General features: G+C 57.1%; 16 protein-coding genes and 1 pseudogene. 9 read left to right on the top strand and 8 right to left on the bottom strand.

What is annotated here, in order from left to right; translation table 11 throughout:
- Positions 1-246 precede the first annotated feature (246 nt).
- On the bottom strand, positions 247-813 hold the full coding sequence (gmhB, locus tag ABLU73_RS20285) for a D-glycero-beta-D-manno-heptose 1,7-bisphosphate 7-phosphatase (protein ID WP_004204479.1): 567 nt from the start codon (positions 811-813) through the stop codon (positions 247-249).
- A 188-nt stretch (positions 814-1,001) separates the two neighbouring features.
- Between gmhB and metN the strand changes: the two genes are divergently transcribed.
- From metN to ABLU73_RS20250, 7 genes and pseudogenes are all read left to right on the top strand, one after another.
- The gene (metN, locus tag ABLU73_RS20280; protein WP_002889450.1) at positions 1,002-2,033 is read left to right on the top strand and encodes a methionine ABC transporter ATP-binding protein MetN; all 1,032 of its coding nucleotides are present in this window, start codon (positions 1,002-1,004) and stop codon (positions 2,031-2,033) included.
- Positions 2,026-2,679: a methionine ABC transporter permease MetI gene (locus ABLU73_RS20275; protein ID WP_004204478.1), complete on the top strand. Its 654-nt coding sequence runs from the start codon at positions 2,026-2,028 to the stop codon at positions 2,677-2,679. The genes metN and ABLU73_RS20275 overlap by 8 nt, the downstream gene beginning before the upstream one ends.
- A gap of 43 nt (positions 2,680-2,722) precedes the next feature.
- Positions 2,723-3,538 (top strand): methionine ABC transporter substrate-binding lipoprotein MetQ, encoded by an 816-nt coding sequence (gene metQ, locus ABLU73_RS20270; RefSeq protein ID WP_002889445.1) that lies wholly within the window; start codon positions 2,723-2,725, stop codon positions 3,536-3,538.
- A gap of 107 nt (positions 3,539-3,645) precedes the next feature.
- Positions 3,646-4,053: an Rcs stress response system protein RcsF gene (rcsF, locus tag ABLU73_RS20265; protein ID WP_004204477.1), complete on the top strand. Its 408-nt coding sequence runs from the start codon at positions 3,646-3,648 to the stop codon at positions 4,051-4,053.
- A complete protein-coding gene (tsaA, locus tag ABLU73_RS20260; RefSeq protein ID WP_017900660.1) occupies positions 4,050-4,757 on the top strand; it encodes a tRNA (N6-threonylcarbamoyladenosine(37)-N6)-methyltransferase TrmO in 708 nt (235 codons plus the stop codon). The genes rcsF and tsaA overlap by 4 nt, the downstream gene beginning before the upstream one ends.
- 112 nt (positions 4,758-4,869) lie before the next feature.
- Positions 4,870-6,588, top strand: a complete 1,719-nt coding sequence (gene proS, locus ABLU73_RS20255; RefSeq protein ID WP_004204474.1) for a proline--tRNA ligase — start codon at positions 4,870-4,872, stop codon at positions 6,586-6,588.
- A gap of 58 nt (positions 6,589-6,646) precedes the next feature.
- Positions 6,647-6,938: pseudogene (locus tag ABLU73_RS20250) on the top strand (hypothetical protein); the annotation flags it as partial.
- 187 nt (positions 6,939-7,125) lie between these two features.
- Here ABLU73_RS20250 and nlpE read toward each other — a convergent pair.
- The 3 genes from nlpE to ABLU73_RS20235 are packed head-to-tail and all read right to left on the bottom strand — an operon-like array spanning position 7,126 to position 8,822.
- Positions 7,126-7,824, bottom strand: coding sequence for an envelope stress response activation lipoprotein NlpE (gene nlpE / locus ABLU73_RS20245; RefSeq protein WP_094144378.1), 699 nt, complete (start codon positions 7,822-7,824; stop codon positions 7,126-7,128).
- 42 nt (positions 7,825-7,866) lie between these two features.
- On the bottom strand, positions 7,867-8,280 hold the full coding sequence (gene arfB / locus ABLU73_RS20240) for an alternative ribosome rescue aminoacyl-tRNA hydrolase ArfB (protein WP_004204468.1): 414 nt from the start codon (positions 8,278-8,280) through the stop codon (positions 7,867-7,869).
- A complete protein-coding gene (locus tag ABLU73_RS20235) occupies positions 8,277-8,822 on the bottom strand; it encodes a YaeQ family protein (protein WP_004204466.1) in 546 nt (181 codons plus the stop codon). Before ABLU73_RS20235 ends, arfB begins: the two co-directional genes overlap by 4 nt.
- A 196-nt stretch (positions 8,823-9,018) precedes the next feature.
- Between ABLU73_RS20235 and ABLU73_RS20230 the strand changes: the two genes are divergently transcribed.
- Both ABLU73_RS20230 and rof read left to right on the top strand, forming a co-directional pair.
- On the top strand, positions 9,019-9,219 hold the full coding sequence (locus ABLU73_RS20230; protein WP_002889429.1) for a YaeP family protein: 201 nt from the start codon (positions 9,019-9,021) through the stop codon (positions 9,217-9,219).
- Entirely contained in the window at positions 9,206-9,466 is a 261-nt protein-coding gene (rof, locus tag ABLU73_RS20225; protein WP_002889424.1) for a Rho-binding antiterminator, read from the top strand. The genes ABLU73_RS20230 and rof overlap by 14 nt, the downstream gene beginning before the upstream one ends.
- Positions 9,467-9,478: 12 nt before the next feature.
- Here rof and tilS read toward each other — a convergent pair whose 3' ends face one another.
- From tilS to accA, 4 genes are all read right to left on the bottom strand, one after another.
- Positions 9,479-10,792: a tRNA lysidine(34) synthetase TilS gene (tilS, locus tag ABLU73_RS20220; protein ID WP_264923610.1), complete on the bottom strand. Its 1,314-nt coding sequence runs from the start codon at positions 10,790-10,792 to the stop codon at positions 9,479-9,481.
- Positions 10,793-10,845: 53 nt separating this feature from the next.
- The gene (locus ABLU73_RS20215; protein WP_004204463.1) at positions 10,846-11,235 is read right to left on the bottom strand and encodes a VOC family protein; all 390 of its coding nucleotides are present in this window, start codon (positions 11,233-11,235) and stop codon (positions 10,846-10,848) included.
- Between the two features lie 46 nt (positions 11,236-11,281).
- Positions 11,282-13,435, bottom strand: coding sequence for a lysine decarboxylase LdcC (locus ABLU73_RS20210; protein ID WP_004204462.1), 2,154 nt, complete (start codon positions 13,433-13,435; stop codon positions 11,282-11,284).
- A gap of 113 nt (positions 13,436-13,548) precedes the next feature.
- Positions 13,549-14,508, bottom strand: coding sequence for an acetyl-CoA carboxylase carboxyl transferase subunit alpha (gene accA, locus ABLU73_RS20205; protein ID WP_004204460.1), 960 nt, complete (start codon positions 14,506-14,508; stop codon positions 13,549-13,551).
- Positions 14,509-14,517: the final 9 nt, after the last annotated feature.

Here is a 14,517-nt window from a genome sequence, read left to right as displayed (position 1 = left end):
TCTGATAAATTGTTAAAGAGCAGTTGCGACGCGCTTTAGCGCTCTGTCGCGAGGTGGCGTATATTACGCTTTCCTCTTTCAGAGTCAACCCGTTTTTCAGGATTTTTCTCTTCAACCGAACCGGCTGTTTGTGTGAAGTGATTCACATCCGCCGTGTCGATGGAGGCGCATTATAGGGAGCCCGCCGGGAATGACAAGCGGAAAAATACAATTTTATTTCAACCGCTCATCTTTTATACGTAACGCTTATTTTTGCTGCTTTTTAATCGCCGCCGGCAGCTCTGTCAGGCTATTTAGCACCCAGTCCGCGGCTTTTTCCGCTTCTTCAGTAACAGGCTTACCGGTACGCACCAGCACTTTAGTACCGACATCAGCAGCCGCTGCAGCCTGCATATCTTCCAGTTTGTCCCCTACCATATAGGAAGCGGCCATATCGATATGCAGATAATCGCGAGCTGAGATCAGCATCCCCGGATGCGGTTTACGGCAATCACAGGTCTGACGGTACTCCTCAACCGCACCCTGCGGGTGATGCGGGCAATAATAGATACCGTCCAGATCGACGCCACGGTCTGCCAGAGACCAGTCCATCCATTCGGTCAGCGTTTCAAACTGAGCTTCGGTAAATTTACCGCGAGCAATACCGGACTGGTTAGTGACCAGCACCAGCGCGTAGCCCATCTCTTTTAGTTCGCGCATTGCGTCAATGACGCCATCGATAAATTCAAAATTGTCGATTTCGTGGACGTAGCCATGATCGACATTAATAGTGCCGTCACGGTCGAGAAAAATTGCGGGTACTGACTTTGCCACCGGTTTGCTCCTGAAAAAGGCTAGTGCCGTTAGTATCGCATGTTTCCGCATGCAAGAAAGTGCTCATTATAAAGAGTCAGATTGATTTAGACGTCTGGATGCCTTAACATCCATTTCATTGCCAGGCATCGCCTGGATACGGCAGAAGAAAATGCCACGGCAAACGGCTAAACGATAATAAATAACTGATGATTAAACTTTCCAATATCACCAAAGTGTTCCAGCAGGGGAATCGCAGCATTCAGGCGCTGAATAACGTCAGCCTGCATGTCCCTGCCGGACAGATTTACGGCGTCATCGGTGCCTCCGGCGCCGGTAAAAGTACGCTGATTCGCTGCGTTAACCTGCTGGAGCGCCCGACTGAGGGCAGCGTACAGGTTGACGGTCAGGAGCTGACTGCGCTGTCGGAAAAAGAGCTAACCCGCGCTCGCCGTCAGATTGGCATGATTTTCCAGCATTTTAACCTGCTGGCATCCCGCACCGTTTTCGGCAACGTGGCGTTACCTCTGGAGCTGGATAACACGCCACAGGCAGAAATCAAACGCCGCGTGACGGAGCTGCTGGATCTTGTCGGCCTGGGCGATAAGCACGACAGCTATCCGGCTAATCTCTCCGGCGGTCAGAAACAGCGTGTCGCCATTGCCCGCGCGCTGGCCAGTAACCCCAAGGTACTGCTGTGCGATGAAGCCACCAGCGCCCTGGATCCGGCCACCACCCGTTCCATTCTCGAACTGCTGAAAGACATTAACCGTCGTCTGGGGCTGACCATCCTGCTGATCACCCACGAAATGGATGTGGTGAAACGCATTTGCGACTGCGTGGCAGTGATTAGCAACGGCCAGTTGATTGAGCAGGACACGGTGAGCGAAGTCTTCTCCCATCCGAAGACGCCGCTGGCCCAGCAGTTTATTCAGTCGACCCTGCACCTGGATATTCCGGATGACTACCAGGCGCGCCTGAAACCTACCGCTACAGCGGATAGCGTACCAATGCTGCGCATGGAATTTACCGGCCATTCCGTCGATGCGCCGCTGCTTTCTGAAACCGCGCGTCGCTTCAACGTGAATAACAACATTATTAGCGCGCAGATGGATTATGCCGGCGGGGTGAAGTTCGGCATCATGCTGACTGAAATGCACGGTACACAGGAAGACACTCAGGCGGCTATCGCCTGGCTGCAGGAACATCATGTAAAAGTAGAGGTATTGGGTTATGTCTGAGGCAATGATGTGGCTGCTGTTGCGCGGCGTATGGGAAACGCTGGCAATGACCTTTGTCTCCGGCTTCTTCGGTTTTGTCCTTGGCCTGCCGGTGGGCGTGCTGCTGTACGTGACCCGTCCGGGGCAAATCGTCGCCAATGCTAAACTGTACCGGACGCTGTCGGCGCTGGTGAACATTTTCCGCTCCATCCCGTTCATTATCCTGTTGGTCTGGATGATCCCGTTTACCCGCGTAATCGTCGGCACCTCAATCGGCCTGCAGGCGGCGATCGTGCCGTTGACAGTGGGCGCCGCGCCGTTTATCGCTCGCATGGTGGAGAACGCGCTGCTGGAGATCCCGACAGGCCTTATTGAAGCCTCCCGGGCAATGGGCGCTACGCCGCTGCAGATCGTGCGTAAGGTTCTGCTGCCTGAAGCGCTGCCGGGTCTGGTCAACGCCGCCACTATCACTCTTATCACCCTGGTGGGCTATTCCGCCATGGGCGGCGCGGTGGGCGCCGGCGGTTTGGGGCAGATTGGTTATCAGTATGGCTATATCGGCTACAACGCCACCGTGATGAATACCGTACTGGTATTGCTGGTTATTCTGGTTTATTTAATTCAATTCTCTGGCGATCGCATCGTCCGGGCTGTGACTCATAAATAACGTTATTGGCAGACAACACTCATTCTTACAGGAAGGAAATAACATGGCCTTTAATTTCAAAACCTTTGCGGCAGTTGGTGCGTTAATCGGTTCTCTGGCGCTGGTGGGTTGCGGTCAGGATGAAAAAGATCCGAATCATATTAAAGTCGGCGTTATCGTCGGGGCGGAGCAGCAGGTCGCTGAAGTCGCGCAGAAAGTGGCAAAAGAGAAGTATGGCCTTGACGTTGAGCTGGTGACCTTCAACGATTACGTTCTGCCGAACGAAGCGCTGAGCAAAGGTGATATCGACGTCAACGCCTTCCAGCATAAACCGTACCTCGACCAGCAGATTAAAGACCGCGGCTACAAGCTGGTGGCTGTCGGCAACACATTCGTCTACCCGATCGCGGGTTACTCGAAGAAAATCAAATCGCTGGACGAACTGCAGCCGGGCTCGCAGATCGCCGTCCCTAACGATCCGACCAACCTCGGTCGTTCTCTGCTGCTGCTGCAGCAGGTGGGCCTGATCAAACTGAAAGACGGCGTTGGCCTGCTGCCGACCTCGCTGGATATCGTCGAGAACCCGAAAAACCTGAAGATTGTTGAACTGGAAGCGCCGCAGCTGCCGCGTTCTCTCGACGACGCGCAGATTGCGCTGGCCGTTATCAACACCACTTACGCCAGTCAGATTGGCCTGACCCCGGCGAAAGACGGCATCTTTGTTGAAGGGAAAGAGTCGCCGTACGTGAACCTGATCGTGGCGCGTGAAGACAATAAAGATGCTGAGAATGTGAAAAAATTCGTTCAGGCTTACCAGAGCGATGAAGTTTACGAAGCAGCAAACAAGATCTTTAACGGCGGCGCAGTGAAAGGCTGGTAATCTTTTCTCACCGTAATATCATTCAGGACGGGCTTCACGCCCGTCTTGTCATTTATGCAAGCACCTGATTCAATAACGCCCTGTTTTTTATTCATTGAGGAAATATTATGCGTGCTTTACCGGTCTGTTTGATAGCACTCATGTTAAGCGGTTGTTCCATGCTAAGCAGATCTCCCGTCGAGCCTGTTCAAAGCACTGCAACTCCTCCGGTTAAATCGGAGCCGACCAAACCACGCGCAACCCGTCCGGCGCCGGTACGTATTTATACCGATGCGTCAGAACTGGTAGGTAAACCGTTCCGCGATCTGGGTGAAGTGTCTGGCGAGTCCTGCCAGGCTTCGAATCAGGATTCTCCGCCGAATATCCCTACCGCCCGCAAGCGCCTGCAGATTAATGCCGCACGAATGAAAGCCAATGCTGTCCTGCTGCACCGCTGCGAAGTGACCAGCGGTACCCCAGGCTGCTACCGTCAGGCGGTTTGTCTGGGCTCGGCGCTTAACGTCTCGGCGCAATGAGTGCATTTCAATTCGCGCAGATAGGCGTGATCCGCTCGCCGTATAAAGAAAAGTTTGCCGTGCCTCGCCAGCCGGGTCTGGTCAAGCACGGCGGCGGAGAACTCCATCTGATCGCGCCCTACAACCAGGCCGACGCCGTGCGTGGTCTGGAAAGCTTCAGCCATCTGTGGATCTTGTTTGTGTTTCATCAGACCATGGAAGGCGGCTGGCGTCCGACGGTGCGCCCTCCCCGTCTCGGGGGCAACGCGCGTATGGGCGTCTTCGCCACCCGCTCCACGTTTCGCCCCAATCCCATTGGCATGTCGCTGGTTGAGCTGAAGGGCGTTCGCTGTCAGAAAGAGCAGGTGATACTGGAGCTCGGCAGCCTCGATCTCGTCGACGGTACGCCGGTGGTCGACATCAAACCCTATCTGCCGTTTGCCGAAGCGCTGCCCAACGCGCACGCCAGCTACGCGCAACAGGCACCGCAGGCGGATCAGGTCGTCAGTTTTACCGCCGAGGTCGAAACGCAGCTTTTGCATCTGGAGAAGCGTTATCCGCATCTGAAGGCGTTTATCCGAGAGGTGCTGGCGCAGGATCCGCGCCCGGCCTACCGTAAAGAGGAAGAGGCAGGTAAAAATTACGCTGTCTGGCTGCTGGATTTCAACGTCCGCTGGCGGGTGACTGCCGCCGGTTTTGAAGTCTTTGCCCTCGAAGCGCGCTAATTTTATTTTCCTCTCTTTTGGCATCTTTGCCACACTGGTAAACTAAACCACTTTTTTTGTTTCAGGCTGGGCAACCAGCCTGTTCCGCTCGTTTAACTGGAACCGTTACAACATGCGTACTAGCCAATATCTGCTCTCCACTCTGAAGGAGACACCTGCCGACGCCGAGGTAATCAGCCACCAGCTGATGCTGCGCGCCGGGATGATCCGCAAGCTGGCCTCCGGGTTATACACCTGGCTGCCGACCGGCGTGCGCGTCCTGAAAAAAGTCGAAAACATCGTGCGTGAAGAGATGAACAACGCCGGTGCGATCGAGGTGTTAATGCCGGTCGTTCAGCCATCTGAACTATGGCAGGAGAGCGGTCGCTGGGAGCAGTACGGCCCGGAACTGCTGCGCATTGCCGATCGTGGCGATCGTCCGTTCGTCCTCGGTCCAACCCACGAAGAGGTCATCACCGACCTGATCCGCAACGAGCTGAACTCCTATAAGCAGCTGCCGCTGAACTTCTATCAGATCCAGACCAAATTCCGCGACGAAGTGCGTCCGCGTTTCGGCGTGATGCGCTCCCGCGAATTCCTGATGAAAGATGCGTACTCTTTCCATACTTCGCAGGAATCGCTGCAGGAAACCTACGATGCGATGTACGCCGCTTACAGTAAAATCTTCAGCCGCATGGGGCTGGACTTCCGCGCGGTACAGGCTGATACCGGCTCTATCGGCGGCAGCGCCTCTCATGAATTCCAGGTGCTGGCGCAGAGCGGCGAAGACGATGTGATCTTCTCCGACAGCTCCGACTACGCGGCAAACATCGAGTTTGCGGAAGCCGTTGCGCCGAAAACGCCGCGCGCGGCCGCCACCCAGGAGATGACCCTGGTCGACACGCCGAACGCCAAAACCATCGCCGAGCTGGTTGAGCAGTTCAACCTGCCGATCGAAAAAACCGTGAAAACCCTGCTGGTGAAAGCGGTTGAAGATAGCGCTTCCCCGCTGGTTGCCCTGCTAGTGCGCGGCGATCACGAGCTGAACGAAGTGAAAGCCGAAAAACTGCCGCAGGTCGCCAGCCCGCTGACCTTCGCCACCGAAGAAGAGATCCGCGCCCTGGTGAAAGCCGGTCCGGGCTCCCTGGGTCCGGTGAACCTGCCGGTGCCGGTGATTATCGACCGTACTGTGGCGGTGATGAGCGATTTCGCCGCCGGCGCCAACATCGATGGCAAACACTACTTCGGCATCAACTGGGACCGCGATGTCGCCACGCCGGAAGTCGCGGACATCCGTAACGTCGTCGCCGGCGATCCGAGCCCGGACGGCAAAGGTACCCTGCTTATCAAGCGCGGTATCGAAGTGGGTCATATCTTCCAGCTGGGGACGAAGTACTCCGAGGCGATGAAAGCCGCGGTCCAGGGCGAAGATGGCCGCAACCAGATCCTGACGATGGGTTGCTATGGTATCGGGGTCACTCGCGTAGTGGCGGCGGCGATTGAGCAGAACTTTGACGATCGCGGTATCGTCTGGCCGGATGCGATTGCGCCGTTCCAGGTGGCGATCCTGCCGATGAACATGCACAAATCTTACCGTGTGCAGGAGCTGGCGGAGAAACTGTACGCCGAGCTGAGCGCCCAGGGTATTGAAGTGCTGATGGACGATCGTAAAGAGCGTCCGGGCGTGATGTTCGCCGATATGGAGCTGATCGGTATCCCGCACACCATCGTGCTGGGCGATCGTAACCTCGACAATGACGATATCGAATACAAGTATCGTCGCAACGGTGAGAAGCAGCTGATTAAGACCGGGGATATTGTGGAATATCTGGTTAAAGCGATAAAAGGCTAATCACCCAACCAGGGCCCTGAACGGATGTCAGGGCCTTTTTTTTACAAGGACTGTACCCATGACTGCACCTCTTCTCAGCAGCGGGCTGCTGACCTCCACCCTGCTCCTGCCTACCGCCTGCACTGTAGACGTCGGCCGCAACGCCCCTTCCGCATCCGCGACCGATAGCCGCTCACTGCCATGGGCGGTCCCCCTCCAGCGCCAAAGCTCGATTGCCGGCAGCGGACTGCGCGAAATCGCCGAAAGCGACCTACGTTCCGGCGACCTGCTTCTTCTCCAGCCTCGGCGTCACTTCGTTTGGGATCCGCGCCTTCAGTCCCTCTTCCGTGAGCCACGTCGCGCTGTATCTGGTGAACAAACCGAAGGCCGGTGCGGAGTAAAAGAACGATTTGCCCTTTCCCACCCGTCATGAGGCTCATGATTCGTGCGCTATGGTTGGTGGAAAAGGGGGACGGTAAAACCACCATGAACGAAGTCCGCTGGCCGGCTACCGCTGAGGCGTATCTCCTGCCCATTCCCCGGGCAGGAGCCGGACAATCAGTGTCCGCAGTCTTTCCCTGGAATAAATTTGCCGGCCTGATCCGTCATCAGCGTTTTCATCATTTCGCCGGTATCCGGGTTCGCCTCGAGGGTAAAGTGCCCTTCCACCACCAGCAGAACCGGACGTGAATCATTGCCGCGGGCAGCGGCATAATCCCGCTCAAGCTGGGCATTGTTCGCCACCGCGACGCGTTTACCGGTCGCGCAATCAGTAAAGGTTGCCGCATCGGCCATATAGAAGTACATGCCACGCATCGCCATCGGGGTGGTCGGCAGGCTGGCCTTCACCGGCTCCAGGGTATAGTTGAGAGGAGACTGAATGGGACTCCCGTTGCGGTCGAGCATCTCCAGCTTGTCGCCCTTCGCGCGAAAGTACGATTTTTCGCCCTTGCTGTTGGTCAGTACCAGCTTATCCGCCGTACGCGCCCAGGTGCCGTAAGAGGCAAAGGAAGATGGTTCACGACCAGCGCCCTGGTAGTGCTCATTCATCACCCAGGTACCGTCTTTTTCCAGGAACAGCGAGGTGTCGATGCCTTCGCAATCCGCGCAGGGCAGCACCCCACGCCAGCTTTGCTGCATCGGTTTGAGCTCTTCCATCGCTGGCGGCTGAACCGTGTCATTTTCGGCGCGATGGTTACAACCAAACAGCGCGAACAGCGAACAGGCCGCTATCACGGAGAATATGATTTTCTTCACTCTACTTTCCTTATGATCCATTCCACCCGTTCGCCGACGCCTTCACTGGCGAACTTTTCCACGCAGCGCCTTGACCGAGGACTTTTGCGCCTTAGAAGCAAGGCGTCGCTCTTTGGATGCCCGAGTCGGTCGCGTCTCCCGGCGACTTTTTTGCACTGCGGTTAATTCTTTGATAAGGGCCACCAGCCGGGCGATCGCCGCTTCTCGGTTCATCTCCTGACTGCGATATTCCTGAGCCTTAATGATAACCACACCGTCAGCAGAAATTAAGTGATGGCTGGCGGCAAGCAGGCGCTCTTTGTAAAACGCCGGCAGGCTCGAGGCTTTAATATCGAAGCGCAGATGGATCGCGGTCGACGCTTTGTTCACGTGCTGGCCCCCGGCCCCCTGGGCGCGAATACCTTCCAGCGTGATCTCGTTATCAGCAATGGCCACACTGCGGCTGATAGTAATCATGCCGGCGCTTGCCAGGCGGTAAGCTGAATTTCCAGATTATTCTGAGCATCGGATAACCAGATGCTCCCCTCCTGCAACGTGGCCTGCAGCGTCATCGTGCGGTCGGCAAAAGCGCTAAGCTGCGCCAGCTGGGCATCATCAAGATACCAGATGGTCAGCTTCGGGTACGCCGCAAGCTTGTTCTGATTTTGCTGCCACCAGATTTCAGCCGCCCGGCTGTTATAGGCGAACAACGCCACCGCCTGCGCCCGCGAGCAGGCTTTCTTGATACGTTTCTCGTCCGGCAGCCCCAGCTCGATCCACAGATCAACCCCGAGATGATCGTTAAGCAGCCACAGCTCCGGCTCGTCGTCTGACGAGAGGCCGCGCGTAAACTGCAGCCGTTCATCGGCATATTTGATCCACGCCAGCAGGCGCAGCATCATGCGCTCCTGGGTTTCCGACGGGTGCTGCGCCAGCGTCAGGTTAGCATCCAGAAACTGGTTGCGATCCAGATCGGCTACATTCACCGCGGCTTTATATATCGTCGCTTTCAGCGCCATGAATAAACTCCTGAAAAAAATGGCGTACATTGTAGCGAAACTGGCGGCAAAAGGCTGTCAGCAATCGCAGCAACCTGTTTCATCCTGCTGAAATTGCTTAAATGACTATGATATAGTTCCCTTGCTAAACAGAGTTTATCTTCGTAGGCTTAAACTTGCATCCCACGGTTGAGTCAGAACGCTGACAGGAGGGCATGTGGACCACTATTGTGAGTTAATACGCAAGCGGTATGCGGAAATAGCCAGCGGAGACTTAGGGTATATCCCGGATGCGCTGGGTTGCGTGTTGAAAGTATTGAATGAGATTGCGGCGGATGAGGCCCTTTCGGAGTCAGTCAGGGAAAAGGCCGCTTATGCGGCAGCAAACTTACTGGTGAGCGATTATGTCAATGAATGATACTTATCAACCCATTAACTGCGATGATTACGACAACCTGGAGCTGGCCTGCCAGCATCACCTGGTGCTGACGCTGGCGCTGAAGGATGGCGAACAGCTGCAGGCGAAGGCCAGCGATCTAATCTCGCGTAAAAATATCGAGTATCTGGTGGTCGAACTCGCCGGCAACGTCCGCGAGCTGCGCCTGGATAAAATCGCCAGCTTCAGTCACCCGGAAATCGGCACCGTGGTGGTGAGCGAATCCTGAATCAAAACGGGCTTAACCGCCCGTTTTCCTCCATGTCAGACTGACCCCTTCCCCGTCTTTGACTTCACCTTCGTGGGTCACAAACAGATTGTCCGCTGCGGCAATCGGCGTTTCACCGTAAAACAGCAGCGGCGTGGTGTCTCGTCGCCACGGAGCAACGCCCAGCTCCTGCCAGATCTTCTTTAGCTTACGGCCGCCATGACGCCCGACGATATGCAGATTGCCGCTGGCGCGAAAGCGGACGGTGATCGGCTCATCCGCCGAGGGCGGGCGCAGCCTACCGCCCGGCTGCAGCATCAGCTCGCCGAGACCGTCCGCCAGCCGCAGCGGCTGGCGCCAGTCGGGCCAGTGCTGGACGCTATCCGCCTGCCCGGGTACATATCTCACCCAGTACAAGCGCTGCTGAAAACGACGGACGGTAAATTCCCCCAACCGCAGGCAGGGGCTGGCATCTTCCCGCGCCAGCGCCACCTCGCGCCAGAGGCGCTCCGGCACCTCGCGGGCAGGCATCGGCGCCCGCTGCCCGGCGAGCCAGCGACGCAGCAGCGCCGCGCGGCGGGGAGAACTCATCGACGTCAGTGGTGCGATAGCCAGCGACCCGTCTTCGGCCACCAGCGACGCGAGCTCCGCCGCCAGTATCTCGTCCAGCAGTTGCTCCTGCTCGGCGCACAGACTGGCGCTGCGGGCGACGGCCTCGCTAAAGTGCGGCCAGCGCTCGCGCAGCAGCGGGATCACCCGCAGGCGCAGAAAGTTGCGGTCATAGGTATCGTCCTGATTACTCTCATCTTCAATCCACGACAACTGATGGGCGAGCGCCCACTGGCGTAGCGATTCGCGGGTTTCATTGAGGAGAGGACGCAGTAATCGGCTGTCGGCAAAGGCAGAGGATGGCGCCATCGCCGACAGACCAGTAGGACCGCTGCCGCGTTTTAACGCCAGCAGCAGCGTTTCGCACTGGTCATCCTGGTGCTGGGCGGTCACTAACACCTCGCCGGCATTGAGCGTATCCTGAAAGGCCTGATAGCGCGCCGCACGGGCATGGGCCTCGACGCCCAGGCCGCCCCGGGCTAACGTCACGCGATGCACCACCAACGGCACCTGCCACTGCTGGCAAATCTGCCGACAGTGCGCCACCCAGTCGTCTGCGTGGGCACTAAGGCCGTGGTGAACATGCACCGCCCGCAGCGTCAGCGAGGGATCCTGTTCCCGCAGCAGCACCAGCTGATGCAGAAGAACCGTCGAGTCCAGACCGCCGCTGAAGGCCACCAGCAGCTGGCGATGGGGATGAAGCGTATGCGCAATGTCAGCCGTCATAACCACAAACATACCGAGAAGTGATGGCCCGGCACGTTACCGGGCCAGGGGCGCGCTGGCAAGGTTTACTGCTGATATATTTCCAGCGGCAGGTCGTCCGGATCGCTAAAGAAGGTAAAGCGTTTACCGGTAAAGGGATCGACGCGAATCGCTTCGCACTCCACGCCATGCGCAGTCAAATGCGCTACCGCAGCGTCGATATCATCCACGCTAAAGGCCAGATGACGCAGCCCGCAGGCTTCCGGACGACTTGGGCGGGCCGGCGGAAACGGGAACGAGAACAGCTCAATCACATACTCGCCGTTGAGCGCCAGATCGCCTTTCCAGGAGTCACGCTCGGCGCGATAAAACTCGCTTTGCAGCGTAAACCCCAGAGTATCGCAATAGAACGCTTTACTGCGGGCGTAGTCGGTCGCAATGATGGCAATATGGTGAACCCGTTTCAAACCCAGCATGGTCAAACTCCTTCTGTTAAGCCAGCCACGTTACTCGTGCGCGCCGTTAACGCGCAAGCCTTTCGTCATTTTTTAAGACTCGTACCCGATAAACGCCGTCCTCATCGCGCTTCGCGCCGTGAATATCGGTCTCAAACCCCGGGTAATGACGTCCTATGGAGCAGAGCATCAGCAGGAAGTCGAGCACCGCCCGGCTCTCCTCCGTAATCATCTCTCCTGGCATCAGCAGCGGTACCCCCGGCGGATAAGGGAGGATCATGTTGGCCGAAATCCGGCCCACCAGGTTCTCCAGTTCAATGGTTTCCACCTCACCTTTAATCTGGCGCTGCCAGGCATGATGCGGCGTCATTTTCATTTCCGGCAGGACGTCAAAGGCGCTGAGCATCAGCTGCGGCAGCTGGTGCTGGCGGATCAAGCGGTGGATCCCCTGCGCCAGATCCTGGATCCGCATATTGCGGTAGAAGTCGGGATCTTCGGCGTACAGATCCGGCAGCATATTCTTCACCCGCAGATTGAGATCGTAGGCACGCTTAAACTCGGTCAGGCCGCGCAGCAGCCCCATCGCCCGGGTTTTATCGATACCGATGCTAAAGAGGAACAGCAGGTTGTAGGGGCCCGTTTTCTCCACCACCACGCCCCGCTCGTCGAGGAACTTCGCCACCAGCGCCGCCGGGATCCCCTCTTCATCCATATTCCCCTGCTCGTCCATGCCCGGCGTCAGAATGGTGACCTTCACCGGATCGAGATACATATGATCCGCATCGGCATCTTTGAAACCGTGCCAGTCTTCGCCCGGCGCTACCGGCCAGCACTCGGCTTTATCCACCGCTTCCGGCTGCCAGATATCAAAGAACCAGCCGTCCGACTCTTCGCGCAGTCGCTGCACCTCTTTACGGAAGTCCAGCGCCCGCTCAATGGAGCGCTGGATCAGGCGCTTACCGGAGTTACCGCGCAGCATCGCCGCCGCGGTCTCAATCGACGCGACGATGGGGTAGCTCGGCGATGTAGAGGTATGCATCATAAAGGCTTCATTAAAGGTCTCTTCATCATAGTTGCCCTTAATGTGGATCAACGAGGCCTGCGACAGCGCGGCCAGCATCTTATGCGTCGACTGCGTCTCGAAGATGACTTTACCGGGGATCCGCTCACCGCTCATGCCGCTTTTCCCCTGATATATCGGATGGAAATGGGTATACGGCACCCAGGCGGAATCGAAATGGATCGACGGGACGTCGAGCGTCTCTTTAAGCCAGGTGGTGTTGTAGAGCAGGCCATCGTAGGTGGAGTTGGTGATCACCGCATGCACGGGCCACTGCGCCCCGCCCGTGTCGCGCACTTTCTGCTGAATACTGTCGCGGGTAAACTCGCGCCGGGGGATACCGCCGAGGATCCCCAGCGCGTTGCGGGTCGGCTTCAGCCACAGGGGAACCACATCGCTCATCATCAGCAGGTGGGCCAGCGATTTGTGACAGTTACGGTCAATCAGCAGCGTGCTGCCGGCGGGCGCCGAGTACATGCCGACAATTTTATTGGACGTTGAGGTACCGTTGGTCACCATATAGCTTTGCTCGGCGCCAAAGGCGCGAGCGATATACTCCTCCGCCTCCAGATGCGGGCCGGTATGATCCAGCAGGGAGCCCAGCTCGGTGACCGAAATCGAGACATCCGCCTTCAGCGTATTCCCGCCAAAAAAGTCATAGAACAGGCAGCCCACTGGGCTTTTCTGATAGGCGCTGCCGCCCATATGACCCGGCGTACAAAAGGTATATTTACCCTCCTGCACATAGTTAAACAGCGCGCGGGTAAACGGCGGGGTGATATTGTCCAGGTACTCGCGGGTATACTGCCCGATACGGGTGGCGATCTCTTCGGAGAGTCCCAGCGCATATTCGAAGAACCACAGCGTCATGCGCAGATCCTGACTGCTGACATCCATCGTCGAGTGGGCGTTAATAAAGGCGTACAGAGGCAGATATTCATTGAGCTGATTGATATCGCTGCACAGATCGACGCTGTATTCATCCCAGTCGAAGATCACCCCGCAGATGCGCGGGTTGTGCTCGATAAACTGCAGCAGGTCGGCGCTGTTTTGCGGCCAGATGGTCTGGAAGCCCTGGCGCTGCAGCGCCGCTTCCAGTTCTTTGATCGGCTCGTCTTTGTGGTAGACGCCGTGAGGCCCCATGATGGCGATGATATTCACGCTTTCCTCCTGGTATTCACCTAAGTCAAGCATCATAGCAATCCCCCGGGCGCATCGCACATAAAAAAAGGGCCGGAAAATCCGGCCCTTAGTGTTTAGTCCTGACGAAAAAGTTAAGCGTAACCGTAGCTCATCAGACGTTGATAGCGGCGGTTAAGCAGCTCTTCTTCGCTGAGAAGATCGAGATCGGCCAGGTCCGCCAGCAGCTGCGCTTTCAGGTTTGCCGCCATCGCTTCCGGGTTGCGGTGGGCGCCGCCCAGCGGTTCCGGAACGATAGAATCGATCAGCTTCAGCTCTTTCAGACGCGGGGCAATAATGCCCATCGCTTCCGCAGCCAGCGGCGCTTTATCCGCGCTCTTCCACAGAATGGAGGCACAGCCTTCCGGCGAAATCACCGAATAGGTGCTGTACTGCAGCATGTTGACCTTGTCGCCCACGCCGATAGCCAGCGCGCCGCCGGAGCCGCCTTCGCCGATCACGGTGCAGATCACCGGCACGCTCAGACGCGACATTTCACGCAGATTGCGAGCGATCGCTTCCGACTGGCCGCGCTCTTCCGCGCCAACGCCCGGGTAGGCGCCCGGGGTGTCGATGAAGGTGATGATCGGCATTTTAAACCGCTCAGCCATCTCCATCAGGCGCAGCGCTTTGCGGTAGCCTTCCGGGGCCGGCATACCAAAGTTGCGACGAATTTTTTCTTTGGTTTCGCGACCTTTCTGATGGCCAATGATCATCACCGGACGACCATCAAGACGCGCGATACCGCCGACAATCGCTTTATCGTCAGCGTAGGCACGGTCACCGGCCAGTTCGTCAAACTCGTCGAACGCCAGGCGGACATAATCCAGGGTGTAAGGACGGCGCGGGTGGCGCGCCAGTTGCGCAACCTGCCATGCACCGAGATCGGAGAAGATTTTGCGCGTCAGCTCTACGCTTTTCTCGCGCAGACGATGCACTTCTTCATCGATGTTAATATCCAGTTTCTCATCCTGACGGCTTACCGCAGTCAGGGAATCGATTTTCGCTTCCAGCTCTGCAATCGGCTGTTCAAAATCTAGGAAATTCAGACTCATAGTATTCCT

Origin of the sequence: Klebsiella sp. GG_Kp175 (assembly GCF_040062325.1) — a bacterium.
In the GTDB taxonomy this organism is placed as follows: Bacteria; Pseudomonadota; Gammaproteobacteria; order Enterobacterales; family Enterobacteriaceae; genus Klebsiella; species Klebsiella quasipneumoniae.
This window is presented reverse-complemented; position numbering and strand designations above follow the sequence as displayed.